Origin of the sequence: Streptomyces rubradiris, from assembly GCF_016860525.1 — a bacterium.
Taxonomy (GTDB): Bacteria; Actinomycetota; Actinomycetes; order Streptomycetales; family Streptomycetaceae; genus Streptomyces; species Streptomyces rubradiris.
Map to the genome: position 1 here is coordinate 5,549,952 of NZ_BNEA01000015.1, position 26,264 is coordinate 5,576,215.

The following is a 26,264-nucleotide window of genomic DNA, read 5'->3' on the forward strand; positions in this document are numbered from 1 at the left end:
GCTCGCTCCCCCTTGTGCCGTGCGTTGCTCGTGCAAGCCCCATGGTACGGACGGCGCTTGGCCAGTCACGCCGGTTGACGCAAGTGGCGGGCACGCGTCGGGCGGCCGGGCGGCGCTGGCGAGAACCCGCCAGGGCAGCTTCCCGTCACCGGTGGTCAACTCCCGTGCCGGGGCGCTCACATCACACTCGTCCCAGCGCATGTCACCTGCGACCCCGACGAGATGAGGCGTGGATGAGCACAGGACCAGTCAGACGCGGCACGGCACTGCTGGCGGCGGCGCTGGTGGGCGCCCTGCTCCCGGCCGGCCCCGCGGTCGCCCGGGCGGCCCCCGCCCCCGCCGCCGCGCCCGCCCAGGACACCGCCGCCCCGACGACCGTCACCCTGGTCACCGGCGACCGGGTGACCGTCACCGACCTCGGACACGGCCGGCAGACCGTCACCGTACGGCGGCCCCAGGGCGCCACCGGCGCCGTCCGCACCCAGCGGACCGACGGGCACCTCACCGTCGTACCGGACGAGGCGCTGCCGTATCTGCGGGCCGGCACCCTGGACCGGCGGCTGTTCGACGTCACCGGGCTGATCCGGCAGGGGCTCACCGACGCCCGCGCGGACGCGCTGCCGCTGATCGTGACCTACGGCGAGGGCGTCCGGGCCGCCACCCCGGCCGGGGCGAAGCGGACCCGGGCACTGCCCAGCCTGCGCGGGGCCGCGCTGGCCGCGGGCAAGGGCCGTACCTTCTGGCGGTCGTTCACCCGGGGCGCGGGCATCGACAAGGTGTGGCTGGACGGTCGGGTGACGGCCGACCTCGCCCACAGCAACGCCCAGATCGGCACGGCGGCGGCCTGGGACGCGGGGCTGACCGGCAAGGGCGTCACCGTCGCCGTCCTGGACAGCGGCGCCGACCTCGGCCACCCCGACCTGGCCGGCCGGGTGAGCACCAGCCGGAGCTTCGTCGAGGGCGAGGAGGTCGCCGACCGCAACGGGCACGGCACCCATGTCACCTCCACCGTCGGCGGCAGCGGCGCCGCCTCCGACGGCGCGGAGAAGGGGGTCGCGCCGGGCGCCACGCTCGCCGTCGGCAAGGTGCTGAGCGACCAGGGCTCGGGCAGCGAGTCGCAGATCATCGCCGGGATGGAGTGGGCGGCCCGGGACGTGCGGGCCCGGATCGTCTCCATGAGCCTGGGGTCCCAGGAGCCGAGCGACGGCACCGACCCGATGGCCCAGGCGCTGAACACCCTGACGAAGGAGACCGGAGCACTGTTCGTGGTCGCCGCCGGCAACACCGGCGCGCCCTCCGCCATCGGCTCGCCCGGCGCCGCCGACGCCGCGCTCACCGTCGGCGCGGTCGACTCCGCCGACCGGCCCGCCTACTTCACCTCCGCCGGACCCCGCCTCGGCGACAACGCCCTGAAGCCGGACGTCTCCGCGCCCGGCGTCGACATCCTCGCCGCCCGCTCCCGGCTCGCCCCCGGCACCGGCGACTACACCTCCATGAGCGGCACGTCGATGGCGACCCCGCAGGTCGCCGGGGTGGCCGCGCTGCTCGCGGAGCGGCACCCCGACTGGAGCGGCGCAGAGCTGAAGGACGCGCTGCTGTCCACCTCCCGGCAGCTCGACGCCTCCGCCTACGTCCTGGGCGCGGGCCGGGTCAGCGTCCCGGACGCGGTACGGGCCGGCCTCACCGCCACCGGCAGCGCCGACCTGGGCTTCCACCGCTGGCCCTACGACACCGACCGGCCCGTCACCCGGACCCTCACCTACCGCAACGCCTCCGACGCCGATGTGCGGCTGAAGCTGTCCGTGCAGGGCGCCCCCGACGGGGTCGTCACCCTCGCCCGGGACACCCTCACCGTGCCCGCGCACTCCACCGCGTCCACCACCGTCACCGGCGACGCCACCCGGGCGCCCGTCGGCGAGACCAGCGGACAGGTCGTGGCCGCCGCCGAGGACGGCACCCCCCTCGCGCACACCGCGTTCGGCCTGGTCAAGGAGGAGGAGCGGTACACGCTCACCGTCCACGTCAAGGACCGCGACGGCGCCCCCGTGCCCGCCGACCTCACCGTGCAGCGGCTCGCCGGGGGCGAGGACGCCCGGCCCGCGCACGTCGACGGCTCCGGCACCCTCCGGCTGCGGCTGAAGCCGGGCACCTACACCCTCGCCACCTTCCTCGACGTGCGCGGCGGCCACGGCGCCGACTCCCTCGGCCTCGGCTTCCTCGCCGCCCCCCAGATCCGCCTGGACCACGACCAGGACGTCACCCTGGACGGCCGGGAGCTGCGCGAGGTCAGGGCCGCCGTGGACCGGCGCACCGAGACCCGCCAACTGCTCATGGAGTACGACCGGCGGGCGGGCGGCGCCGACCTGTTCGGCGCGGTCCAGGTCCCCCTCGCCTACGACAGCGTCTTCGCCGCACCCACCCCGAAGGTCACCCAGGGCACCTTCGAGTACCGCACCGTGTGGCGGCTGGCCAAGCCGCGGCTGGAGGTGAAGGGCGTCGGCGAGGCCACCGTCCAGCCCGGCGGCACCCTCGCCGAGGGCCGCACCCGGCTGCCGCTGGCCGACGTCGGTGACGGCCCGCTGACCGGCGTGTCCGGCAAGGCCGTCCTCGCGCACCTCGCCCCCGGCGCCGACCCGGCCGCGCTCGCCCAGGCAGCCCAGGACGCGGGCGCCAAGGCCCTGTTCGTCACGGACGACGCGCCCGGCCGGCTGCTGGCCTGGTGGGGCACGGACGACAACACCGGCCGGCCGCTGACGATCGCCACCGTGAGCCGCGCCGACGCCGCCCGGCTGCGCGCCGCCGGCCGGGTCGACATGACCGGCACGGCCGACTCGCCGTACGTCTACGACCTGTCCGAGGGCCACCCGGGCGCGATCCCCGACCGGGACCTCACGTACACACCTCGACTCGCGGCCGTGCACGTGAGGTTCCACGCGGCCGAGCCGGCCGACGGCGGTGAGTTCCGCTACTCCCTCACCGGCACCTTCCCGGTCGGCATCGGCTTCCAGGAGCGCGTCTCGCTGCCCGCCGAGCGCACCGACTACGTCTCCACCGGCCCCGGCCAGCTGTGGCACGAGTCGGTCACCGTCCGCGACGGCGCGCTGGAGGAACGCGGCGGGCTGGTCCGCTACACCGGCGGCTCCCGGCCGGAGCTGGACTGGTTCCGCCCGGTGTGGCACCCCTGGCTGGGCACCGGACTCGGCTGGGGCCAGCAACGCGCCGGTGACCGGCTCCAGTTCAACACGCCCGGCTGGGGCGACTCCGGGCCCGACCACACCGGCTTCGGCGACGTGTGGAGCGACGGGAGCGGACTGAGCCAGACCACCGCGGTCTACCTGGACGGCACCCTCGTGGACGAGAGCACCAGCTCCGCCGTATACGTCTCCGGCGCGCCCGCCGACGAGCACACCTACAAGGTCGTCACCGACACCGCCCTGGACGCCGCCCGGTGGCCCGTCGCCACCCGCGGCCACACCGAGTGGACCTTCCGGTCGGCGGCCGGCCCGGCGGACCGCTGGACGTACCTGCCGCTGGTCAACCTCGCCTTCGACCTCGACACCGACCTGGCCGGCCGGGTGCCCGCGGGCCGGCGCGTGCCGGTCGGGATCGCCGCCGAGTACGTGGCGGGCGCGACCGGCACCGGCAGGCTCGGCGGCGGCCGGCTGGAGGTGTCGTACGACGACGGCACCACCTGGCGGGCGGTCCCGCTGACCGCCGACGGGGGCGCCTCCTGGCGCGGCACGCTCACCGTGCCGCGCGGCACCGCCCACCTCTCCCTGCGCGCCTTCGCCCGGGACGACCGGGGCGGCTCGGTCACCCAGGAGATCATCCGGGCGGCGGCCGTCAAGTAGTCGTGGAACGGGGGTGGTCCGCGGGTCCCACGATGCCCCGGACCACCCCCAGCTCCACCAGGTCCTGCGGCCGGATGCGCAACTGGCCGGCGGTCGCCTCGACCTGCTCCGGCGGGCGCTTGAGGATGGCCGCCGCGAGTTCGGGCGCGATCACCGAGAAGTAACTGTCCGGGGTGGCCCAGGTGTTGCCCGGTGCGGCCAGTGCCAGCGCCCCGCCGGAGCCGCCCTCGCCGATCACCAGGGTCGCCAGGGGCACCCGGGCGTCGGCCACCGCCTGGAACACCTCGGCGATCGCGGCCCCGGCCCCCTGCCGCTCGGCGTCCGCGCCGTTGGCGGCGCCCGGGGTGTCCACCAGCGTCAGCACCGGGACGCCGAGCCGGTCCGCGAGCCGGATCAGCCGGGCGGCGGTGCGGTACCCGGCGGGCCGGGTCGCCGTCCCGGTCTGCGCCGCGAACGCCACGCTCCGGCCGTCCCGTTCGCCGAACCCGCACAGCATCCCGCCGGGGTCCGTGCCGCCGCACCGGTCGCCGCTGATCAGCACCCGGCGGTCGAAGAATCCGTCCAGATAGGCGTCCGCCCGTGGCCGCCCAGGGTCCCGGGCGCCCGCGACGGCCTGCCACCCGGTGGCGGGCAGACCGGTCCGGCCCAGGGCCGGCGGCACGGGCGCCTCGGCGGCCGGGGCCGTCAGCAGCCGCAGCCAGGTGCCGAGCACCTCCTTCAGCCGGTCCGGCTCCACCACCGCGTCCGCCGAGCCCGCCGCCACCTGCGCCTCGGCCGTGTACGCGGCCGGGTCGGCGTCCGGCGGGCGGACCCGGGAGCCGGCGAAGCCCACCTGGGCGCCGGGCAGGGCCAGCACCACGTCCGCGCCCGCGCCGAGCGTGGCCCATCCGCCGCCGGTCGTCGGGTCCCGGACCACCGCGATCTGCGCCAGCCCGGCCCGCCGGGTCAGCGCGGACGCGCGGGCCACCCGCTGGAGCTGGGTGAGCGCGAGCATGCCCTCCTGCATGCGGCTGCCGCCGGTCGCGATCAGCGGCACCACCGGCAGCCGGTGCGCGCGGGCGTGGGCGTGGGCCGCCACCAGCCGGTCCCCGGTGCGTTCGCCCAGCGAGCCGCCGAGGAAGCCGAACTCGAAGGCGATCAGCACGGCCTCGGTGCCCGCGACGCGCGCGGTGCCGCAGACCACCGACTCGGTCTCGCCGGTGCGTTCGGCGGCGCGGGCCCGCGCGGCGTCGTAGCCCTGCCAGCCCAGCGGCCCGTCCGGCACCGACTGCCCGGCGGGCGAGGGGAGTTCGCGGAAGCTGCCGGGGTCGGCCAGCAGCGCCAGCACCTCCCGCGCCGAGCGCCGCTCAGGCATCGGCCAGGGCCCGCTTCATGATCTTGCCCATGTCGTTGCGGGGCAGCGCGTCCAGGTAGCGGACGGCACGGGGACGCTTGTGCGGGGCCAGCCGCCGGGCCACGTGGTCCGCCAACTCCTCCGCGCCGGGTGGGGACTTCGGGTCCGCCGGGACGATCCAGGCCACGATCCGCTCGCCCAGGTCGGCGTCCGGCTCCCCGGTGACCGCCGCCTCCCGCACCCCCGGATGCTCCAGCAGCGCGTTCTCGATCTCCCCGGCCCCGATCTTGTAACCGCCGCTCTTGATCAGGTCGGTGGCCTTGCGCCCGACGATCCGGACGTACCCGTCGGGCTCCCGTACGGCCATGTCCCCGGTGCGGAAGAAACCGTCGGCGGTGAACGCGGCGGCGGTGGCGTCGGGCCGGTTCAGATACTCGGTGAACAGGTTCGGGCCGCGCACCTGGATCTCGCCGACGCTCTCCCCGTCCCAGGCGGTGAGCTCCGCGCCGTCCTCCTCCACCAGCCGCAGCTCCACGCCCGGCAGCGGCACCCCGACCGTGCCGGCCCGCGCCTCGCCGTCGGCCCGCACGCTGGTGTTCATCAGCGTCTCGGTCATGCCGTACCGCTCGATCACCCGTCGGCCGGTGGCCGCCGCGATCCGCTCGTGGTCGTGCACCGGCAGCGCGGCCGAGCCCGAGACCAGCAGCCGGGCCCGGGCCAGCGCCCCGGCCAGCTCCGGGTCGCCGGGCAGGGCCTCGGCGAGGCGGTGGTACATCGTCGGCACCCCGAACAGCATGGTCGCGCCGTCGTTCAGCTCGCGGGCCACGCCCTCGGGGGAGAACCGGCCCAGGTGCCGCACGTTCCCGCCGCGCCGCAGCGGGCCCAGGACGCCCAGCACCAGCCCGTGCACGTGGAACAGCGGCAGCCCGTGTACCAGCACGTCGTCCCCGGTCCACCGCCAGGCGTCGGCGAGCGCGTCCAGGGTGGCGGCGAGGGCCCGGCGGGGCAGTACCGCGCCCTTGGGCGGGCCGGTGGTGCCGGAGGTGTACACGATCAGCGCCGGATCGCCGTCCGCCGCCCGCTCCTCGGGCAGCGGGCCGGCGGCGGAGGCGTCCACGTCGATACGGGGCAAGTCGCCCAGCGCCGACGGCAGTTGGGTGCCCGGCGGGGCGAGGATCAGGGACGGCGCGCTGTCGGTGAGGATGTGCCCGAGTTCCTTCTCGCCCGACTTCGGGTTGAGCGGCACCGCGGCCGCCCCGGCGAGCAGCGCGCCGGTCACCGCGACGGCGGTCTCCAGCTCCGGCACGGCCCACACCGCGACCCGGCCCGTCCCCTCCAATCGGGCGGCGAGGGCACCCGCGGCGCCCGCGAGCGAGCCGTACGTCAGGGTCCGGGGCCCGAACCGCAGGGCGGCCTTCTCGGGGGGACCGTCCGTCAGGGCGGGGAAGAGACGGGACACGCGGCGCACTCCTTACTGCCGGCGGCGGCCGGCTGCCGGGGACGACAGCACCCTTCCTACACCAGCGGGAGCGCGCGTGGCGGGCCTTGTTAGCCTCGCCACCGCACCGTCATCGAACCCCCGTACGAAAGGGAGTCCCGCCGTGCCCCGTATCGCCCTCGCCACCTACGATCCCGCTCCCGGACGCAGCGAGGACACCGATCTGCCAGTCCTGGTACGAGCGCTGCGGGACGCCGGCGCCGACGCGGAGGCCCGGCACTGGGACGACCCGGCGGCCGACTGGGCCGGATACGACCTCGTGGTCATCCGCTCCACCTGGGACTACAGCTGGCGGGCCGCCGAGTTCGCCGCCTGGGTGGAGCGCACCGCGACCCTGACCCGGCTGGCCAACCCGGCCCCCGTCGTGCGCTGGAACACCGACAAGCGCTACCTCGGCGAGCTGGCGGCGGCCGGGGTGCCCACCGTCCCCACCCGCTACATAGCCCCCGGCGAAGCGGCCGCCCTGCCCACCGGCCACGAGTTCGTCGTCAAGCCGACCTCGGGCGCGGGCGCCCGGTTCGCCGCCCGCTACACCCCCGCCGAGCACGACACCGCGCTCAGGCAGCTCGCCCGGATGCACGCCGAGGGCTTCACCGCGATGGTCCAGCCGTACATGCCGGGCATCGACGTGCGCGGCGAGCGGGCCCTGCAGTTCTTCGGCGGACGGCTGCTGCACGCCAGCCGCAAGGGCGCCGTGCTGTCCCCCGGCACCCCCTACGACGCCGACAAGGTCGCCCACCCCGGCGTGGAGCGCTGGCAGCCCACGCCCGCCGAACTGGCCGTGGCAAAGCAGGCGTTGGCCGCCGTGCCCGGCACGCCCGAGCTGCTGTACGCGCGCGTGGACCTGGTCGACGGCGACGACGGCGAACCCCGCCTGATGGAACTGGAGCTGGTCGAACCGAACCTGTTCCTCTGGCTGCACCCGGAGTCCCTGCCCCGGGTGACGGAGGCGATCCTGCGGACGGCCCGGGAGAGCTGAACTCCGTCCGCCTGCCGGACGGTTCGCCGTCACCGCTGGACGTCGGAGGGTACCGTGCCGCAGGCTGTGCCCGCCAAGATCATGACGAGTCGGGGGAGTTGACGTGTCCAAAGTATGGCTGGTGACCGGGGCGAGCAGCGGATTCGGCCGGGCGATCACCGAGGCCGCCGTAGCCGCCGGTGACCTGGTGGTCGGCGCGGCCCGCCGCCCGGAGGCGCTTCAGGACCTGGTCGCCGCCCACCCGGGCCGGGTGGAGGCGCTGCGCCTCGACGTGACGGACGGCGCCGCGATCGAGGCGGCGGTCGCGGACGTCGTGGCCCGGCACGGCCGGATCGACGTGCTGGTCAACAACGCGGGCCGCACCCACGTCGGCGCGGTCGAGGAGACCACGGAGCGGGAACTGCGCGACCTGTTCGAGCTGCACGTCTTCGGTCCGACCGCACTGGTGCGGGCGGTGCTGCCGCACATGCGCGAGCGGCGCTCGGGCGCGATCGTGCAGATGAGCAGCATGGGCGGGCAGATGTCCTTCGCGGGCTTCGGGGCGTACTCCGCCACCAAGTTCGCGCTGGAGGGCATCTCCGAGGCGCTCGCCGACGAGGTCGCGGACTTCGGCATCAAGGTGCTGATCGTGGAGCCGGGCGCGTTCCGCACCTCCCTGTTCGACGCCGGCCGGGCCGGGACCAGCCCCGACAGCGGGGTGTACACCAAGGTCGGCGAGACCCGCGGGTTCGTCTCCGGCGCCGACGGCTCCCAGCCCGGCGACCCGGCGAAGGCGGCGGCCGTCATCCTGGCCGCGCTGGAGGCCGAGCGGACCCCGCTGCGGCTGCCGCTGGGCGACGACGGGGTGACCGCGGTCCTGGGCCACCTCGACCAGGTCCGCGCGGAGATCACCGAATGGGAGAAGCAGACCCGGGCGACCGGCTTCGACGCTTAGGCGGTGTCCTTCCACGTCCTGGAAAGTCCCCCAACTCCCGAAGGCCGGGGGGCTTTCCCCGTGCACTCGTCAGCTGACGACGATTCCGCGGTGATCCGTCCATGCCTGGCAGGCGGAGACCATGGCCTTCACCCACTCGGCCTCAGGATTGCGTTCCGCGTAGGCCCGGTTCATGCGCAGGCCGGCCGCCGCGAAGGCGTCCACCGCCCCGGGCTGTGCCTGGTGCCATGCGGGGCACCGCGTGGCGCACCGTTCGGCGTCACCCGGATCGTGGCCGGCCGCGATGAGCTGCACGACCAGGAGGGCGACATCGATGAATCCCGCGCCCCTGGTCGGCCAGGCCCAGTCCACCACCCAGTTCCGCGTGGAGCCGATCAGGAAGTTGCTCGGATTGATGTCCGTGTGCAGCAGGGAGTCACCCCGGAACAACGATGCCTCGGCGGGATCTGCGGTGAAGCGGTCCCACCGGGTCTCGGTCCAGTGCTCGGCGACCGGGGGCAGAGGCAGCCCCCCGATCCGGCGGACGAGATCGACCACCTTCGGCACGTCCGGCGAGCCGGGCGCGAAATCCGCCGTCCGGGCCTGTACCGCCTCGAATCCCAGGACCAGCCAGTCGTCTTCCACCTCCCAGAGCAGGGGCGGCGAGACAGGACTCGTGTAGTCGTTGATCATCTGTTCCCGGATCAGCGACGTACGCCGTCCCCCCGCACGATTGCGGACCGCCTTGACGAAGAACCGACCCTTCTCGCAGTCGACAAGGGCGGTCAGATCCGAGCTGAACCCCCGCTCGGTCCGCCGGATACTGCTCACCTCCCCCGTGTGCCGCCGGATGAACGGAAGAATCCTGGACTCTGGAGTATCTGCGTTCATATGCCGCTCAGTTCCTCGGGGAACACGAACTGCCCGGATAGCCGGGGGTGCATTCCCCGTTGTCGGGGCCCTCGTCGCTTTCATTGTCCGGACCGCATGGGCTATTCGGACCGCAGCCACGAGAGGGCGAAACGCCGCGCGTCGCCTGCCGGATGACCTCGTTGGCCTGCGCCATCTCGGGGCCGCCGAGGACAGCGCCGAACGGTGCGTCGTGAACGTTCCCTACGCCCATCCAGGTGGAGAACACGCACGGCGACACCTTGCCGTCCGGGCCGACGGACGCCCGCCCGTCCCCGCACCGCCCGCACAAGCCGTCAGCGCACGGCTGCTGCCCGTTCGCCGCCCGCCCGAAGGGCCGGACGTGGTCGACGCGCACGTTCTTGACGCCGAGGTTCGTCAGCTCCTGTCGTACGCCGTCGCCGGTATCGGCGGGATCGGAGACGATCACGGACACGCGGATCGGGACGCCCTCCCTCACCGCCCTCGCGATGTTCGCCCGCGTTCGCGCGTGACTGTTCCGCCGCGTGATCGTGTTGTGCGTGGCCTCGGAGCCGTAGTACGAGGTCGCCAGGCTGACGCCGTCTCGCTGGAGCAGGGCCCACCAGTCGGCGTTCAGGTGCACCATGTTGCTGTAGACCTCGACGCCAAGGCCCAGGGCCAGGGCGTGGTCGACCAGGGCGGGCGCGTCGGGGTGCAGGGTGACCTCGCCTCCGGTGAACTGAACGTGGGGGATGCCGGCTGCGGCGGTCTCGTCGAGTACGCGCCTCCAGTCCTCGGCGGTCATGGTGCCGTGTGTCCCGGTCGGCCCGGAGCCGTTGTGGCAGTGGCCGCAGTCGAGCTGACACTTCCGGGTGAGGTCCAGCCACACGAAGCCGGTGGTAGTGGTGGTCGTGATGAGTGGTGTCTCCGCGATGGCGGTCATGCGTGTACCTCTCTGGTTGGTCGTTGCCGAACAGAGGTGTTGCGGTGGATTCCGCCCCGGCCACGCGGTCCCCTGGGCGCGGCCGGGACGGATGCCCCTGCCCGGCGGCTCGTCACGCCGGGAAGGGGAGTTCAGAGGGTGCGGTTGGCGATGAGGTGAGGCCCACCGACGGCCACGTTCCAGGGCCGTTTCCGGACCTTGAACCGGTAGCCGGCGCCGGGCAGGACTCGCTTCAACCGCGCCGGGCGTGTTTCACCATCTGAAAGCCTGAACCTTTCCGCCCGCACAGTGGGGGCAAGGCACTCGTTCTCTGCGGTTACATGTCCGACAGCCGCCGAAGCCAGCACAGTTGGGGCACCAGACCTCTCGGTGCCCGAAGCAGGTGGGGCACAGGTCCGCGATGGAGTCCCACCATTCGCCGAAGCGGACCGGCCGAGGGCGGTCGAACGGTCTTCGGTCGGCCGGGCGCTTCTTCCGGGGGCGTTCCGGGGCGGTGGTCACGCCCCGGTTCCGTGTCCGCACTGCCGGATGGCCTGGGCAGCCGCGAACCGGGCGCGTCGGTCACCGGCCTCCACGGCCTGGTCGAGCTTGCGCTTCTCGGCAGCGCAGTTCCGGCAACCGGCCACCGGATCGGCTTCGTACAGCCAAGCGTCCAGCAAGTCCTCGGCTGTCACACCACCGCGCCGCATCACCGTGCCGCCCTCCAGTCGGTAGTGCGTCGGTGGAGGTGGTCGCCAATCTGCTCGCTGCCGTCCCGCACGCTGACGGAGCTGCCGAGGACGAGGACCGCCGGGCGTGCCTTGCCGAGAGCGGCGCAGATGAGACGACTGTCAACCGGTGCGTGATCCACCTTGACCGCGACGGGGGCCGTCATGCGGCGATCCCCAGCGCGCGGAGCGGGCGGCGAACGATGGGGGACCGGTGCGGATGGTTCCTGATCTCCGCGTCGCAGTACGCCACGGCCGTGGGCACACCCGCGTCCCGGGCGATTGCCCGAGACCGCGAGTTGACCGCACAGACCCGGCACCCCTCGACGGCGATCGGTTCGAGGCGGATCACTTCAGCTACTTGTTGCGCAGACATACCGTGACCTTTCGCTGGTGTTGTCGCTCTACGTAACCAAGTCATGACCCCCAGCGGTACTGTTGCGCAGTCGGCGAGAGTTGAAAGCGTGGAAAGTCCGGGAGTGGGACATGACCGAGCGGCGGCCGAACGAGGGGTTGAAGCGTCTTCTCGCGGAAGCGGGCTGGACCTTGGGGCAGTTGGCCACGGCGGTCAACCGGGCCGGAGGCGAGGCCGGGGTGAGCGTCCGCAGCGACAAGAGCAATGTCAGCAAGTGGCTCGGTGGGCACACGCCCGTCGAGAAGGTACGACCGCTGATCCTGGAAGCACTCTCCCGCCGCCTGGGTCGCCAGATCACGCACGCCGAGGCCGGCCTCCCCGTTCCGCACGGTGTGCCGTCCCCGTCAAGTACCGTGGAGGGGTTGGTAGATCTCGGAAGGACTGACATGGATCCGTCCCGCCGAAGCGTCCTCGGGGCCGGTCTCTACTCTGTTGCGCTCACGATCCCCGGATGGCCGGACGTCGTAGGCCGCGCTGAGGCCGTGAAGAGTGGCAAGGGGCTTCGGATCGGATCAGGCGAAGTCGACATGGTCATTCAGATGACCGAGAAGCTGTCCGACCTTGACGACCAGTTCGGGGGCCGCACCGCGCGCCCGATGGCCGCCTCGTTCCTCGTGAACACTGTCGCGCCCTGCCTTCGGGCGGACGCCCCCGAGGACGTACGGAAAGCGATGCTGTCCGCCGCTTCCGACCTGTGCTACCTCACCGGGTACATGGCCGTGGACGAAGGGCTTCACGGCCTGGCGCAGAAGTACTACCTGAAGGCCCTCGAACTGGCGGGGGCCGCCGAGGATCACCTGACTTACTGCACCACGCTCCGGGGGATGAGCGTTCAGGCCATCGACCTCGGCCACGGCCGGCGAGCCATGGAACTGGCCGACGCCGCAGCCACCGCCGCGCCGAAGGCCGGCCCTCGTATGCTCGCCTTCCTGACCGGTCAACAAGCGCACTCGGCCGCACAGATCGGAGACCGCGCTACTGCTCTTCGACGCATCCGCGAAGCCGAAGCGGCGATGGACCGTGCCGAGTCGCGCGGCAAGACCTTCGGCTCCTACGATCCCGCCACACTGCACTACCACATCGCGCAAGTCCGGTACGAACTCGGCGACGTAGCCGGATCGGTGGCAGCCATGCGGACCAGCAACCAGCTACGGCACTCGCATTATCGCCGTACGACCGTGCGCTTCCACGCCATCCAGGCCGAGCGTCAGCTACAGATGGGTCACCTTGAGGAAGCCCTCACGTCCTGGAACAGGGCTCTGGACGACTATCCGCTGGTTCGCTCCGGCCGAGCTGACGCGCGGTTCAGGAACATGCGGAAACTGATCAAGCCCCACCTTCGGCACCCTGGGGCTGCCGAGCTGTACGAGCGGGCACAGCAGGTGAAGCCCGCTGCTGTGTAGACACACTGCGCAACGGCGGAAAGCCTCCCCATGCCGCCAAAGCGTCACGCCGAGCTGGTCGCCGAGTGCGAGCGCGCGGTAGCCCGCCCGTCGGTCAACGTGGAGCAGATCCGCTCGGCCATGCACGACGTCGATCCGGCGACCCGCTCAGCCGAGGACCGCCGTCCGCTGGAGCAGCCCCCAGGTGAACTCCGCGACCAGTTCGTGCCGTACGCCGTCGCGGTCCGGGGCGGTGAGGGCCAGGCCCGACCGGGTGGGGGCCGTGCCCTGGAGCGGGCGGGCGGGGGCGAAGGCGCGGGCGGCCTCGTCCACCGTGCACGACCACGGTGTCAGGTCCTCCAGGGTGTCGAGGCGCGGGCCCGGCGCGTCCGGCGCCCGCACCAGCCACTCGTGCCACACCCCGCCGTCCGGCCCGGCCAGCACCTCGAACCGCAGGTCGGGCCAGAGCGGCAGGGCCCACCGCCGGGCCTCGCAGTCCAGGTCGCCGATCCGGCGCGGCACCACGGACTCGGGGGCGCCGAGGACGGCCCGGTACCGGGCGGCGGCACCCCGGCCCCGCGGCGAGCGGACCATCGCCTGCCACCGCTTGTTGGCCTCCCGCATGTCCGCCGCCGACGCGCCGAGCCGTCGCCGCGCCTGATCCACGAGGTCCGGGTTGTGGTCGGCCATGCGGCGCAGCAGCACCAGCTGGAAGTCGAGTTCCATGGGTCCATCGTGCCCGGTCCGGCCCCCGCCCATTGCCCGCGCACCCTTCCCTGACTAGCCTGTGTTCGTCATGCCGATCGCCTGTTGATATCTCGAACATTCCGACCCGGATATCACCACGGGCGCCAACACCAAGGGAGGGGGCCGGACGTGGGACGCCTCGTGCCTGCCGTGACCCGGGCTCTCGACATTCTTGAGCTGTTCCTCGACGGGGACGGGACACTCTCCGCCCCCGACATCGTGCGCAGGCTCCAGCTGCCGCGCACCACCGTGCACGAGCTGGTCACCACGCTCGCCGCACGGTCGTACATCGTGCCGGTCCCCGGCCAGCCCGGACGGTACCGGCTCGGCGTGCGCCCGTACCAGCTCGGCAGCCGCTACGCCGAGCAGCTCGACCTCGCCGCCGAGGGCCAGCAGGTGGCCCGCTCGGTCGCCGAGACCTGTGACGAGACGGTGCACGTGGCCATCCTGGAGGGCACCGACGTCATCTACATCGCCAAGGTCGACTCCACCCACGCCGTCCGCATGGTCTCCGCCGCCGGCCGCCGGCTGCCCGCCCACTGCACCTCGGTCGGCAAGATGCTGCTGGCCTCGCTGCCCGGGCCGGAGCTGGCCGCGCGGATCCCGGACGACGCCGAACTGGCCGCGATGACGCCGAACAGCATCACCGAACCGTCCGCGCTGCGGGCGGCCCTCACGGAGATCCGGGAGCGCGGGATCGCCGTGGAGAGCCGCGAGTCCAACCCCGACGTCTCCTGCGTCGCCGCGCCGGTCCGCGACCGCACCGGCCAGGTTGTCGCCGCGCTGTCCATCTCCGTCCCTATGATTCGCTGGAGCGACGAGCGCCGGGCCGAGCTGGAGCAGCTGGCCGCCAAGGGCGCGGCGGAACTGTCGGAGCGGCTGGGACACAGGAGCGCGGCATGACGGCGTACGAGGTGGCGGTGGCGGCGGAGGCGACGCTCGGTGAGGGCCCGACCTGGGACCCGGCGACCGGCACGCTCCTGTGGCTGGACATCCTGGGCATGCGGCTGCACACCTACGACCCGGTGACCGGCCGCCGCACGGTCCGTACGACGCCTCAGCACGTCGGCGCCGCCAAGCCCCGCGCGGGTGGCGGCCTGGTGCTGAACCTGCGCGACGGCGTCGGCCTGCTGGACCCCGACGGCGCGTTCCGCTGGCTGCACCACGAGCCGGTCCCGGGCCGCCGCGCGAACGACGCGGCCGTCGCCCCGGACGGCTCGCTGTGGGCGGGCACGATGCGCTACGACGAGGCGGCCGGCGGCGGCACGCTGTCCCGGCTCACCGGGGACGGCACCGCGCGGACGGTGCTGGACGACGTCGCGGTCAGCAACGGCACCGGCTGGAGCCCCGACGGCCGCCTCATGTACTACGTCGACAGCCCGACGCGCCGCGTGGACGTGTTCGACTACGACTCCGAGGGCATCCGCGACCGCCGCCCGCTGGTGGAGATCGAGGAGGGCGCGGGCTACCCGGACGGCCTCACGGTCGACGCCGACGGCTGCGTATGGGTGGCCCTGTGGGACGGCGGAGCGGTCCGCCGCTACACGCCCGACGGCACGCTGGACCGCGTCATCTCCCTGCCCACCCCCCGGACCACGGCGTGCGCCTTCGGCGGCCCCGCCCTGACGGACCTCTACGTCACCACGGCCCGCACGGGCCTGGACGCCCCGCACCCCCTGTCGGGCTCCCTGCTGGTGATCCCGAACGCGGGCAAGGGCCTGCCCCAGCCGCCGTTCGAGGGCTGAGGGCCGCTTCTCAACTCCGTGAGCTGCCGCGCCCCAAAGGGGCGCGGGGAACTGCGCGCTCAGCCACAAGGCACCGGCACCCGGCCGACGACAGCACACCCCCGTCTCCCCGCCGAACGACACCCGCCCCCGGCCGACCGCAGCACACCCCCGCCACCCGAGCCCGCACCGCCTCGATGTCGGCCGGTCTCCGCAGCGCACGCGACACCGCACCGATCTCCCGCAGCAGATTCGCCGTGTCGGCCCCGCCGCCCCCCGGCCCGGGCCGCGCACGCGTACCCGTCTCGACGGCGTCCAGCACGCACACCGCCGCCGCCAGCGCCCGGGCCCGCTCGGGCGGATGGCCGAGCCCGAGCGCCGCGTCGTACGCCCGCCCGCACAGCCCGGTGTCGATGCGCCGGGCCAGCGGCAGCAGCACGTCCCGGATGAACGTCTCGCGCCGGGTGAGCCGCAGTTCGGGCGTGGCGCGCAGCACGAACGGCAGTCCCGCCCCGCTCACCGACCGCAACAGCCGGTACAGCGGCCGCAGTTCGCAGTGTGCGAGCCGGACCCGCCACCGGTCGCGCAGATACTGTCCGGCGTGCGGCAGGACGAACCCGGCGGCCACGAGGATCGCGGCGACGGCGGCCACGGCCGGCGCCAGGTCGGTGCTCAGCCAGTCCGCGTTCCGCCCGGCCCAGCGCGCCCCGACGGCGGTCAGCTTGGCCGCGCTGTACACCAGGTCCAGCGCGTACCCGGCGCCCAGCAGCCTCAGTCCCCGGCGCAGCCAGGCGTCCAGGCCCGGAAGGCGCACCCAGGCCCGGATCAGCCGGGAGCTGATCAGGCAGGCCACGGCGTGCGCGAGGAGGTAGAGAAGGATGCCCTCGCGGACGAACGGCGTGGTCGCGTAGTAGGTGTCCAGGTCCCGCAGCCGCTCCACGGGTGTGTCGGCGAGCGGGAACAGCACCCACAGGGCGACGATCACGCCGGAGTACACCGAGAGCACCCAGCGGCGCGCGCGGCGGGTGCCGGCCGGGCGGCCGGAGGGGCCGTTGCGCCAGGTGATGAGCAGCAGCAGGCCGTTCGCGCACAGCGCGGTGATCAGCGAGTAGCACCAGGGCGCCGAGATGTTGGGCACGCCGGTCAGCCCGTTGACCAGGGCGACGGTGGACGGGGCGCTGAAGACGAACACCGCGCAGGCGAGCAGCAGCAGCGTGCCGACCGTGCGCAGCAGCGGGTCCCGCCACAGCCGGATGATCGTCGGCAGTTTGATCGCCAGGGCGGTGACCAGCACGGCCGCGGGGAGCCAGAAGGAGACGGAGAACTCGCAGAGGAAGACCGGCGGTCTCACCGCGCGGCTCCCCCCTTCCCGGACCGCCGGTCCGCCGCCGGCGCGGCCCGCCCGTCCGGGCCGCCCGCCCGTTCGCGTCCGCGGTAGCCGAGGGAGCGCTGGAGGGGGTCCGGCGGGGCGGGCCGGGTGCCGGCCAGGTGGCCGCGGAACAGGGTGGCCAGGCGGTGCCCGAAGTGGTCCGCCTCGGCCTCGTCGGTCTCCCGGGAGCCGTTGCGGGCGGCCACCGTCAGGGCCGCTTCCCGCCAGCCGGGGGCGTCGGCGAGGGCGCGGGCCGCGGCGGCCCCGGCCAGGTGGTGGTGGCGGTGGCCGGCGTGCAGGTGCCACAGTTCGTGCCCCAGGATGACCAGTTGCTGCACGTCCTCCGCCCGCTCCTCCACGATGATCAGGTCGAAGTCGGCGAACTCGACCCACAGTCCGGTCACTTCGATCTCGTCCGGGAACCGCTCGAACCGCAGCTCGACCGGCCGTCCGGCGCGCAGCGCGGTCATCTCCTCGCACAGCGCGTGGCACAACTGCCGTATGTCCTGCGGGGTTTCGGGCCGGGCGCGGACGGCGGCGGAGAGGTCGCCGGCCAGCTCCCGCATCGCCGGACCGGTGCGCGGGCGGAGCAGCCGGGAGGTGAGTCCGGTCAGCCGCTGTCGCGCGCCCGCGATGCCCATCGGCCCCCCTTCGTACCGTGTCCGGCCCGGTCATGGCTGGTCCGAGGGTACGCGCACGGATGTGCCCGCGTCATGCGTTCCCCCAAACGTCGTTCAACGTGAAACGACCTATGAGCTTTGTCCAACCCATTGACGTGCACGCGCGGGGAATCTACGGTCCCGTTCGAAGTTACGGGCATCATTCGACATATCGAACGTAGGGGCAAGGTATGGGACAACCTGGCCTGAACCGCAGGCACTTCCTCGGCGCCGCGGGCGGGTTGGTGACGGCCGCGAGCCTCGGTTTCGCCGCCCTCGGCAGCGGGGCCGACGCGCTGGCCACCGGCGCCCGCACCCGGGTGCGCTACTGGAACCTCTTCCAGGGCGGTGACGGCGCCAACCAGGTCGCCATGGTCGACGCGTTCCGCAAGGCGTTCCCCGGCACCGCGGTGAAGGACTCCACCCTCACCTGGGGCGGCCCCTACTACACCAAGCTCGCCATGGCCGCCGCCGGCAACCGCGCCCCCGACCTCGCCGTCATGCACCAGGGCCGCGTCCCCGGCTTCGCCCCCGGACGCCTCCTCGACCCCTGGGACACCGGACTGCTGGCCGAGTACGGGGTGCGCGAGGCCGACTTCAACCCGGTGCTGTGGAAGCGCGGCGTCGTCGACGGCGAGCTCTACGCCCTGCCCCTCGACATCCACGTCCAGCTCTGCTTCTACCGCAAGGACGTGTGCCGCAGGGCCGGCCTGCTGGACTCCGCCGGCCGGCTGCCCGCCGTCACCTCCACCGACGACTGGTTCGCCGTCCTGAAGGAGGCCAGGAAGCAGCTGAAGAGGGGTCAGCAGACCCTCGGCCTGCACGCCAACGACCAGAACTTCTGCTGGTGGTTCTTCGTCGCCTTCTACCAGCAGCTCGGCGGCACCTACTTCGACGCCGCCCAGACGGACCTGACCTTCGACACCGGCAAGGCCACCGAGGTCCTGGAGTTCTTCCGCAAGCACGTCACCGACGGCTACGTCACCCCGGGCGAGACCGACGCCGAGGCGTTCCTCGCCGGTTCCCCCTTCACCTGGGAGGGCAACTGGTCGGTGCCCTACTTCACCGGCGAGAAGGTCGACTACGGCGCCCAGCCGCTCCCCGCGGTCTTCGGCACCCCGGCCACCCACGCCGAGTCCCACTCCTTCGTCCTGCCTCACCGGGCCGGCCGCGGCGGCGCCGCCGACGAGGGCGCCTACCGCCTCGCCGCCTACATGGTCACCCACGCCACCACCTGGGCGCTCGGCGGGCACATCCCCGCCTACCTGCCCACCTTCGAGGACCCGGGCTACCGCGAGCTGACCCCGCAGAACGAGTACTCCCGGCCCGCCATGGACCACCAGGCCAACGAGCCGCACATCTGGTTCGCGGGCTCCACCGGCATCCTCGCCCAGCGCCTCGGCCCGGTCATCGCCTCCTCCAACCTCGGCTCCACCGCCCCCGACAAGGCGGCCCGCCGCCTGAAGTCCCTGCTGGAGCAGCTGCTCGCGGCGAAGAACCCGATGACCGGGCGGACCGCCGCCCAGGAACTGAAGGGAGCCGCCGCATGAGCAGTACGGCACTGACCAGGGCCGGCCGCACGGCCCGCCCCCGCGCCGCCGCCGGCACCGACTCCACCCGGCTGCGCTGGTCCCGCCGCCTCCAGCACGGCGGCTGGTTCGTCGCCCCGTTCCTCGTCCTCTACGGGCTGTTCGTCATCCTGCCCGTCGTCCGCGGCCTCTACCTCAGCTTCACCGACGCCAACATCTCCGGCGACCACACCGGCTTCGTCGGCCTCGCCAACTACCGCGAGGCACTGCGGGACCCGCTCGTGTGGGACTCCCTGTGGCACAGCACGCAGTTCACGCTGTACGTCGTCCCGCTGATCGTCCTCGTGGCCCTGCTGATGGCCCTGATCGCCCACCACACCACGCACTTCAAGTGGCTGTGGCGGCTGTGCTTCTTCGCGCCCTTCCTGCTGCCCTCGGCCGTCATCGGCAACCTGTGGTGGTGGCTGTTCCAGCCCACCAACGGCATGGTCAACCACGTCCTCGGCCTGGACACACCGTGGCTCACCCAGAAGTCCACGGCCATGCTCGCCGTCGTCGTCGCCACCCTGTGGTGGACGGTCGGCTTCTCCTTCCTGCTCTACCTGGCCGCCCTGCAGAACATCCCGCAGCACCTGTACGAGGCAGCCGAACTCGACGGCGCGAACGCCCTGCAGCGGATGCTGTACATCACCGTGCCCAACCTGCGCTCCATCACCGGCCTGGTCGTCGCCCTCCAGGTCCTCGCCTCCCTCCAGGTCTTCGACCAGGCCGTGGTCATGTACCAGTTCGGCCCCGGACCGGAGGAATCGACGCGCACCTTCGTCCAGTACACCCTCGAACAGGGCTTCACCACCTACCGCGTGGGCTACGCCTCCGCGATCTCCTTCGTCCTGTTCGTCATCATCGCGGCCGTGGCGCTCGCCCGGATGTGGCTGCTGAAGAGCCGCGAGGAGGCCACCCGATGACCACCCGCTCCGCCCGCCGCTGGCCCCCCGCCCAGATCGCGCTCACGGCCGTCGCCGCGGCCCTCTCCCTGATCTGGCTCGCCCCCCTGGCCTGGGCCCTGTCCACCTCCCTGAAGTCCCCGACGGAGTCCGTCACCTCGCCGCACTGGATACCCGAGCACGTCACCCTGGACTCCTGGAAGGAGGTCCTCCGGGCGGGCGACATCCCCAACTGGTTCGTGAACTCCGTCGTCGTCTCCGTGTCCGTCACGGTGATCGTGCTGCTGGTCGCCGCCCTCGCCGGATACGGCTTCGCCCGCACCGAGTTCCGCGGCAAGGGCGCCCTGATGGGCCTGACCATGGCCGGCCTGATGTTCTCCCCGGCGATCCTCGGCGTCCCGCTGTTCACCACGGTCCAGTCGCTCGGCATGGTCGACACCTACTGGGGCATGATCCTGCCCCAGTGCGCCCCGGCCGCGATGGTCTACATCCTCTACAAGTTCTTCCAGGGCCTGCCCCGGGAGCTGGAGGAGGCCGCGTTCATCGACGGCGCCGGCCGCTGGCGGATCTTCTTCACCATCGTGCTGCCCCTGTCGAAGCCCTCGCTGTCCGCGGTCGGGATCTTCACCTTCATCGCGTCCTGGAACAACTTCCTGTGGCCGTACATGGTGACCAACAACCCCGACCTGATGACCATGCCCAACGGCATCGCCACCGTGCAGAACGCCTTCGGCATCGTCTGGCCCCAGCTGATGGCCGGCGGCCTGATCGCCGGACTGCCGCTGATCATCGTCTTCGTCTTCTTCCAGAGCCAGATCGTGCGGGGCGTGGCCCACACCGGCCTGGCCGGCCAGTGACGCAAGGAGCCCCCGCGTTGAGACTCCGACTCGCCGCCGTCCTCGCGGCCACCGCCCTCGCCCTGCTCCCCGCCACGGCCTCGGCCGCGCCGGCGTACCCCGACCCGCTGCCCCTGACCGGGCAGCAGACCGTCCACGACCCCACCGTCCACCGGCTGAAGGACGGCCGGTACGTCGCCTACTCCACCGGCGGCGTCCTCGGCGCCCGTCTCTCCACCGACCTGCGCCACTGGACGGACGCGGGCAACGCCTTCACCACCCCGCCCGCCTGGTGGCACGACTACAACTCCACCGCCGACCCCTGGGCCCCCGACCTGACCTACCGCGACGGCCGCTACTGGCTCTACTACGCCGTCTCCTCCTGGGGCACCAACCACTCCGCGATCGGCGTCGCCACCTCGCCCACCGGCCTGCCCGGCACCTGGACCGACCACGGCCCGGCGTTCACCTCGGAGAAGACCGACACCTGGAACGCCATCGACCCCAACGTGATCCGGGCCGACGGACGGCTCTGGCTGGCGTTCGGCTCGTACTGGACGGGCATCCGCATGACCGAACTGGACCCGCGGACCGGCAAGGCGCTCCCCGGGGCCCCGGTCCACCACCTGGCGACCCGCCCCGACGCCCCGTACGCCGTGGAGGGCCCGGCGATCGTCCGCCACGGCGGCTACTACTACCTCTTCGCCTCCTACGACACCTGCTGCGCGGGCGTGGACTCGACGTACAAGATCCGCGTGGGCCGCTCCAAGTCGGTGACGGGCCCGTACACCGACAGCACGGGCAAACCGATGCTCGACGGCGGCGGCGACCTCCTCCTGGCCGGCCACGGCCGCTACACGGGCCCCGGCGGGGAGTCGGTGTTCCGCACCCGCGGCAAGACCTGGCTGGCCTACCACTACTACGACGCGACGGACGACGGCACCCCGAAGCTGGGGCTCAACGAGCTCCGGTGGCGCACGGGCTGGCCCGTTCTCAAGTGACCCGGAAGGAACCCATGAGCAAGCACACCGCCCGCTTCACCCTCGACCCCGCCTTCACCGTGGGCGAGGTGAACCCCCGACTCTTCGGCTCCTTCGTGGAACACCTCGGCCGCTGCGTGTACACCGGCGTCTACGAGCCGGACCACCCCGCGGCCGACGCCGACGGCCTGCGCACCGACGTGCTGGACCTGGTCCGCGAACTCGGCGTCACCGCCATCCGCTACCCCGGCGGCAACTTCGTCTCCGGCTACAAGTGGGAGGACTCCGTCGGCCCGGTGGAGGACCGTCCCCGCCGGCTCGACCTGGCCTGGCACTCCACCGAGACCAACCGCTTCGGCCTGTCCGAGTACATCGCGTTCCTGAAGAAGGTCGGCCCCCAGGCGGAGCCCATGATGGCGGTGAACCTCGGCACCCGGGGCGTCGCCGAGGCCCTGGAACTCCAGGAGTACGCCAACCACCCCTCCGGCACCGCCCTGTCCGACCTGCGCGCCGCCCACGGCGACAAGGACCCCTTCGGCATCCGGCTGTGGTGCCTCGGCAACGAGATGGACGGCCCCTGGCAGACCGGCCACAAGACGGCCGAGGAGTACGGCAGGCTCGCCGCCGAGACCGCCCGCGCCATGCGCCAGCAGGACCCCCGCGTGGAACTGGTCGCCTGCGGCTCCTCCAGCCAGGCCATGCCCACCTTCGCCGAGTGGGAGGCCACCGTCCTGAAGGAGACGTACGACCTGGTCGACTACATCTCGGTGCACGCCTACTACGAGCCCGTCGACGGCGACGTGGACTCCTTCCTCGCCTCGGCCGTCGACATGGAGTCCTTCATAGAGAACGTGGTCGCCACGGCCGACCACGTGGGCGCGCTGCTGAAGTCGAAGAAGAAGATCAACCTCTCCTTCGACGAGTGGAACGTCTGGTACCTCACCAAGTGGGTGGAGTTCTCCGAGACCCGCGACCTGTCCGACTGGCCCGAGGCGCCCCGCCTGCTGGAGGACAACTACAGCGTCACCGACGCCGTGGTCTTCGGCTCGCTGCTGATCGCCCTGCTCCGGCACGCCGACCGGGTCACCGTGGCCTGCCTCGCCCAGCTCGTCAACGTCATCGCCCCGATCATGACCGAGCCCGGCGGCCCGGCCTGGCGGCAGACGACGTTCTTCCCGTTCGCGCAGGCCTCCAGGTACGGCCGCGGCCAGGTGCTGGACGTCCGCGTGGAGTCGCCGACGTACGAGACGAAGAAGTACGGCGAGACCGACCTGCTGCACGCCACCGCCGTGCGCGCGGACGACGGCACCGTCACCGTGTTCGCGGTCAACCGCAGCCGCACCGAGCCGCTGCCCCTCGAAGTCGCGCTGAACGGGCTGGAGCTGACCACCGTCACCGAGCACACCGCCCTCGCGGACGCCGATCCCGACGCCCGCAACACCCTGACCGACCCCGAACGCGTCACCCCGCACCCGGTGGAGGGCACCGCCCTGGCGGACGGCACCCTCACCGCCGTACTGGAGCCGCTGTCCTGGAACGTGATCAGGCTGGCGTGACCGGGCCGGTGTGATCACACCGGTGTGACGGGCACGCCGCCGCTCGCGGCGCCGAGCAGCGTCAGCCGCACCGACCCGGGGCCCGACAGCGTGGTGAACTCCGACAGGACCGCCAGCGCCAGCGTGTTGGTGCCCCGGGTGCGCAGGATGCCGTTCGGCAGCACGAACGTGTGCTGCGGACCGACGTTGTTGATGTACTGGCCCAGGTTCCAGCCGTTGAGGAAGAGCTGGGCGCGGTAGGCCCGGTACGGGTCGTCGTCCAGGGTCAGCCCGATCGACGCGTCGACGCCGGCCGGCACCGACAGCCGGAACGCGGTCCGGTACCAGGTGACGCCCTGGTACCGCTCCGCGCGCGGGAACTCCGTCCTCTCCCAGTCGCCGTCCCGGAAGCCGGGCAGGTGCCAGCCGTGCCGCTCGCCGTACAGACCGCCGTTGTTCAGCGGCCCGCGCACCGGGTCGGCGGGCCCTTCGCCCTGGATGCGCCAGCGCACCTTCGGCGCGCCGCCCTTGAAGGTGACCGCGGTCAGCCCGCGGGCCACCTTGTGCGTGTCGAGCGCCTTGCCGTCCTGGTCGTGCTGCATCCGCCGGACCAGCACCGACAGCACGTGCCGGCCGGGGGAGCGCAGCGGCTCGCGCACCGGGAAGACCGCCGTGTCCGCCCAACTGCCCTGGCGGACCGTCTTCTTGTCCGGAACGGGCATCCGGTGCGTGCCCAGCGGCTCGCCGTCCAGCCACGCCATCAGCAGGCCCTGGGTGCCGGTGCTGTAGGCGAGCGCGACCTCCTCGATGTCGGTGCTGTCGGTGAAGGTGCCCCGGTACCAGACGTCGCCGTAGTGGAAGCCGTAGTCGTCGGCGAACAGCACCGGCTGCCCCTCGGGGACGGCCGTGGTGGAGAACGACGAGGTCTTGTCGGCCTCCTTCCACGACGAGTCGTCGAAGCCCGGTCCCGCCTCCGGGTTCTCCCGCCGCATGCGCCAGCCGCCCAGTCGGGGCAGCCGTACCTCGGGCACCCCCGGCAGCGAGCCCCTGGACATCAGGGAGCCCGAGAGGGTGACCCGGGTGGTCACCCGGTGCCCGTTCCAGACCAGGGTGTCGATCCCGCGCGGCGCCCACACCTCCAGGCTCGTCGACTCCTTCAGGTCACCGGTGAGGTGCACCTCGGAGCCGCGCAGCTCGGCGTGGCGCAGCAGCGCCGGGCCGTACACCAGGAGGGTCCCGGACGGGGTGTCGTACGGGAACAGGCGGACGGCGGTGGCGTCGTCGGCGAAGAGCAGCAGCAGCGGGGTGTCGCTGTCGCCCTTCCGCACCAGCATCCGGGTCAGCCCGTCCTCACCCAGGGGCGCGCTGACGTGCAGCTCGCCCCGGTCGTAGGCCCAGCCGCCCTCCGGGTCCAGCCGCTGCACGGACGGCTCGGACCGGGACTTCAGGACCAGTTCGGCCATCTCGCCGCGGGGCCCGGTGAACACGGCGATGTCCTGCCGGCCCGTCGTCAGGCACAGCATGGGCGAGGCGGTGGAGTGCTTCAGCTTGCGCCGGCCCAGCCGCAGCCCGGTGGTCAGCAGCCTGGCGTCCTTGCCGGGCACGGTGACGCGCAGCGTGCCGGCGTCGGTCGGCAGGTCGGTGGTGACCGCCTCCGTGCCGTCGTTGCGGGCGATGTACACGTGCGCGCCGGTGTCCTGGTTGGCGAGGTGGTAGACCTTCAGCCCCTCGGCCCGCACGTCCGGTGCCCGGTCCAGCTTGGCGAAGTCGGGCACGCGTTGCAGCAGGTGCCCGAGCTGGTGCATCGGGGCGATCTTCTCGGTGACGTTGCGGGCCTCGTCGATGGCGGCGCCGTAGTCGTACGACGTGTAGACGACCGGTGCGGGCAGCCAGCCCCACGAGGTCCCGCCGAACGTCATGTACACGTTGTGCAGGGTGAGGCCGTTGGCCAGGTTGGTCAGGTAGAAGCGGCGCTCGTAGGCCGCGTCCCGGGTGCGCCGCGACTCGGCGTACCCCTTGCCGTCGAACTCGGCCCCGCCCCACGGGTCGAACCAGCCGCCGCCGAACTCGGGCACGAACCCGGGCGTGCTCGGCGAGGCGGTGGCCCCGCCCTTCGGCCCGCCGGGCCCGAAATGCCCCCAGTCCGGGGGGGTCTTGAACGGCGAGGGATAGCCGTCGAAGCCGTACAGCCAGCCGCCCTTCTCCCCGCCGGTGTCGAAGGAGCCGGGGATCCAGTAGCCGTTCCTGCCCTTGTCGTTGTGGAACAGCGGGACGTCGATCCCGTCGGCCCGGACCTTCTTGTACAGGTGCGACATGTACGCCCGGCCGGTGGCGTCGGCCGGGTGGGCGTCGTACTCGTTCTCGATCTGGTACAGCAGGATCGTGCCGGCGCCCTGGGTGAACAGGTGCCGGCGGGCGATCCGGTTCACCTGGGTCAGCCACTCGTCGACGTGCGACAGGTACGTGGGGTCGTCGGTGCGGGCCGTGCCCTCGGTCGCGGTCAGCCAGCCCGGGAAGCCGCCGCCGTCGACCTCGGCGTTGATGTACGGGCCCGGCCGCAGGATGACGTACAGCCCCGTTTCCGCCGCCATGCGCAGGAACAGGTCCAGGTCCCGGACGCCGGAGAAGTCGTAGCGGCCGGGCGCGGGGGAGTGGTAGTTCCAGGCCACGTAGACGCTGACGGCGTTGTAGCCGTGCGCCCGCATCTTCTGCAGCACGTCCCGCCACAGCGAGGGGCTGGGCAGTCGGAAGGGGTGCAGCTCGCCGGACCACACCACCAGCCGCCGCCCGTCCACGAGCAGCGAGTAGCGGTCGTAGCCGATGGTGTGCCGCGTGCCGTCGGCGCGCGGCGGGGCCGGTGCCGGACCGGTCGGCGCGCTGCCGCCCGCGTACGCGGAGGGGGCCCCGGGGCCGCCGCTGCCGCCCAGGGCCAGCCCGAGCGCGGCGGAGCCGGCCAGGGCACTGAAGGAACGTCTGCTGAGCGCCAAGGTGGGTCCTCCCGGGCGGTCCTAGGGGGCGCGGGTCCGGCCATTCTCCATGGCGGGACGCCC

Annotated in this window: 19 protein-coding genes; 11 read left to right on the plus strand and 8 right to left on the minus strand. The window is 72.8% G+C overall.

Features of this window, described 5'->3' with window-relative positions:
- Positions 1-233: 233 nt before the first annotated feature.
- Positions 234-3,851: a S8 family serine peptidase gene (locus Srubr_RS37920; RefSeq protein WP_189996828.1), complete on the plus strand. Its 3,618-nt coding sequence runs from the start codon at positions 234-236 to the stop codon at positions 3,849-3,851.
- On the opposite strand, the gene Srubr_RS37925 is transcribed toward Srubr_RS37920, so the two are convergent.
- Entirely contained in the window at positions 3,844-5,205 is a 1,362-nt protein-coding gene (locus tag Srubr_RS37925; RefSeq protein ID WP_189996827.1) for a carboxyl transferase domain-containing protein, read from the minus strand. The two genes, Srubr_RS37920 and Srubr_RS37925, sit on opposite strands and share 8 nt — an antisense overlap.
- The gene (locus Srubr_RS37930) at positions 5,198-6,643 is read right to left on the minus strand and encodes an acyl-CoA synthetase (protein WP_189996826.1); all 1,446 of its coding nucleotides are present in this window, start codon (positions 6,641-6,643) and stop codon (positions 5,198-5,200) included. Before Srubr_RS37930 ends, Srubr_RS37925 begins: the two co-directional genes overlap by 8 nt.
- Positions 6,644-6,785: 142 nt before the next feature.
- Between Srubr_RS37930 and Srubr_RS37935 the strand changes: the two genes are divergently transcribed.
- Positions 6,786-7,661, plus strand: a complete 876-nt coding sequence (locus Srubr_RS37935; protein ID WP_189996825.1) for an ATP-grasp domain-containing protein — start codon at positions 6,786-6,788, stop codon at positions 7,659-7,661.
- Between the two features lie 103 nt (positions 7,662-7,764).
- The gene (locus Srubr_RS37940) at positions 7,765-8,595 is read left to right on the plus strand and encodes an oxidoreductase (RefSeq protein WP_189996824.1); all 831 of its coding nucleotides are present in this window, start codon (positions 7,765-7,767) and stop codon (positions 8,593-8,595) included.
- Positions 8,596-8,664: 69 nt separating this feature from the next.
- On the opposite strand, the gene Srubr_RS37945 is transcribed toward Srubr_RS37940, so the two are convergent.
- Positions 8,665-9,405: a protein kinase family protein gene (locus Srubr_RS37945; RefSeq protein ID WP_229926751.1), complete on the minus strand. Its 741-nt coding sequence runs from the start codon at positions 9,403-9,405 to the stop codon at positions 8,665-8,667.
- A gap of 67 nt (positions 9,406-9,472) precedes the next feature.
- Positions 9,473-10,387 carry a radical SAM/SPASM domain-containing protein gene (locus Srubr_RS37950; RefSeq protein ID WP_189996822.1) on the minus strand — a complete coding sequence of 305 codons (915 nt, stop codon included), beginning with the start codon at positions 10,385-10,387 and terminating at the stop codon, positions 9,473-9,475.
- Positions 10,388-11,580: 1,193 nt separating this feature from the next.
- On the opposite strand from Srubr_RS37950, the gene Srubr_RS37955 reads away from it, so the two are divergent.
- Positions 11,581-12,912, plus strand: coding sequence for a tetratricopeptide repeat protein (locus Srubr_RS37955; RefSeq protein ID WP_229926750.1), 1,332 nt, complete (start codon positions 11,581-11,583; stop codon positions 12,910-12,912).
- A gap of 147 nt (positions 12,913-13,059) precedes the next feature.
- Here the strand turns inward: Srubr_RS37955 and Srubr_RS37960 are convergent, their stop codons facing one another.
- Complete coding sequence (locus tag Srubr_RS37960) at positions 13,060-13,650, minus strand: hypothetical protein (RefSeq protein ID WP_189996821.1); 591 nt, start codon at positions 13,648-13,650, stop codon at positions 13,060-13,062.
- A gap of 117 nt (positions 13,651-13,767) precedes the next feature.
- On the opposite strand from Srubr_RS37960, the gene Srubr_RS37965 reads away from it, so the two are divergent.
- On the plus strand, positions 13,768-14,541 hold the full coding sequence (locus Srubr_RS37965) for an IclR family transcriptional regulator (protein ID WP_189996820.1): 774 nt from the start codon (positions 13,768-13,770) through the stop codon (positions 14,539-14,541).
- On the plus strand, positions 14,538-15,383 hold the full coding sequence (locus tag Srubr_RS37970) for an SMP-30/gluconolactonase/LRE family protein (RefSeq protein WP_189996819.1): 846 nt from the start codon (positions 14,538-14,540) through the stop codon (positions 15,381-15,383). Before Srubr_RS37965 ends, Srubr_RS37970 begins: the two co-directional genes overlap by 4 nt.
- A gap of 10 nt (positions 15,384-15,393) precedes the next feature.
- Here Srubr_RS37970 and Srubr_RS37975 read toward each other — a convergent pair whose 3' ends face one another.
- On the minus strand, positions 15,394-16,713 hold the full coding sequence (locus Srubr_RS37975) for an MAB_1171c family putative transporter (protein WP_229926749.1): 1,320 nt from the start codon (positions 16,711-16,713) through the stop codon (positions 15,394-15,396).
- On the minus strand, positions 16,710-17,372 hold the full coding sequence (locus tag Srubr_RS37980) for a toxin-antitoxin system, toxin component family protein (protein WP_189996818.1): 663 nt from the start codon (positions 17,370-17,372) through the stop codon (positions 16,710-16,712). Before Srubr_RS37980 ends, Srubr_RS37975 begins: the two co-directional genes overlap by 4 nt.
- Positions 17,373-17,581: 209 nt before the next feature.
- Between Srubr_RS37980 and Srubr_RS37985 the strand changes: the two genes are divergently transcribed.
- The 5 genes from Srubr_RS37985 to arfA are packed head-to-tail and all read left to right on the plus strand — an operon-like array spanning position 17,582 to position 23,235.
- Positions 17,582-18,940 carry an extracellular solute-binding protein gene (locus Srubr_RS37985; protein ID WP_189996817.1) on the plus strand — a complete coding sequence of 453 codons (1,359 nt, stop codon included), beginning with the start codon at positions 17,582-17,584 and terminating at the stop codon, positions 18,938-18,940.
- A complete protein-coding gene (locus tag Srubr_RS37990) occupies positions 18,937-19,884 on the plus strand; it encodes a carbohydrate ABC transporter permease (RefSeq protein WP_189996816.1) in 948 nt (315 codons plus the stop codon). The genes Srubr_RS37985 and Srubr_RS37990 overlap by 4 nt, the downstream gene beginning before the upstream one ends.
- Positions 19,881-20,720, plus strand: coding sequence for a carbohydrate ABC transporter permease (locus Srubr_RS37995; RefSeq protein WP_189996815.1), 840 nt, complete (start codon positions 19,881-19,883; stop codon positions 20,718-20,720). The genes Srubr_RS37990 and Srubr_RS37995 overlap by 4 nt, the downstream gene beginning before the upstream one ends.
- Positions 20,721-20,737: 17 nt before the next feature.
- A complete protein-coding gene (locus tag Srubr_RS38000) occupies positions 20,738-21,700 on the plus strand; it encodes an arabinan endo-1,5-alpha-L-arabinosidase (RefSeq protein WP_189996814.1) in 963 nt (320 codons plus the stop codon).
- 14 nt (positions 21,701-21,714) lie between these two features.
- Positions 21,715-23,235: an arabinosylfuranosidase ArfA gene (gene arfA / locus Srubr_RS38005; protein ID WP_189996813.1), complete on the plus strand. Its 1,521-nt coding sequence runs from the start codon at positions 21,715-21,717 to the stop codon at positions 23,233-23,235.
- Between the two features lie 14 nt (positions 23,236-23,249).
- On the opposite strand, the gene Srubr_RS38010 is transcribed toward arfA, so the two are convergent.
- Entirely contained in the window at positions 23,250-26,201 is a 2,952-nt protein-coding gene (locus Srubr_RS38010; protein WP_189996812.1) for a glycoside hydrolase family 35 protein, read from the minus strand.
- Between the last annotated feature and the right edge of the window lie 63 nt (positions 26,202-26,264).

Coding starts and splice junctions, on each gene's coding strand:
- Srubr_RS37920 (WP_189996828.1), top strand. CDS start 234: ATGAGCACAGGACCAGTCAGACGCGGCACGGCACTGCTGGCGGCGGCG.
- Srubr_RS37925 (WP_189996827.1), bottom strand. CDS start 5,205: ATGCCTGAGCGGCGCTCGGCGCGGGAGGTGCTGGCGCTGCTGGCCGAC.
- Srubr_RS37950 (WP_189996822.1), bottom strand. CDS start 10,387: ATGACCGCCATCGCGGAGACACCACTCATCACGACCACCACTACCACC.
- Srubr_RS37955 (WP_229926750.1), top strand. CDS start 11,581: ATGACCGAGCGGCGGCCGAACGAGGGGTTGAAGCGTCTTCTCGCGGAA.
- Srubr_RS37960 (WP_189996821.1), bottom strand. CDS start 13,650: ATGGGCGGGGGCCGGACCGGGCACGATGGACCCATGGAACTCGACTTC.
- Srubr_RS37970 (WP_189996819.1), top strand. CDS start 14,538: ATGACGGCGTACGAGGTGGCGGTGGCGGCGGAGGCGACGCTCGGTGAG.
- Srubr_RS37980 (WP_189996818.1), bottom strand. CDS start 17,372: ATGGGCATCGCGGGCGCGCGACAGCGGCTGACCGGACTCACCTCCCGG.
- Srubr_RS37985 (WP_189996817.1), top strand. CDS start 17,582: ATGGGACAACCTGGCCTGAACCGCAGGCACTTCCTCGGCGCCGCGGGC.
- Srubr_RS37990 (WP_189996816.1), top strand. CDS start 18,937: ATGAGCAGTACGGCACTGACCAGGGCCGGCCGCACGGCCCGCCCCCGC.
- Srubr_RS37995 (WP_189996815.1), top strand. CDS start 19,881: ATGACCACCCGCTCCGCCCGCCGCTGGCCCCCCGCCCAGATCGCGCTC.
- arfA (WP_189996813.1), top strand. CDS start 21,715: ATGAGCAAGCACACCGCCCGCTTCACCCTCGACCCCGCCTTCACCGTG.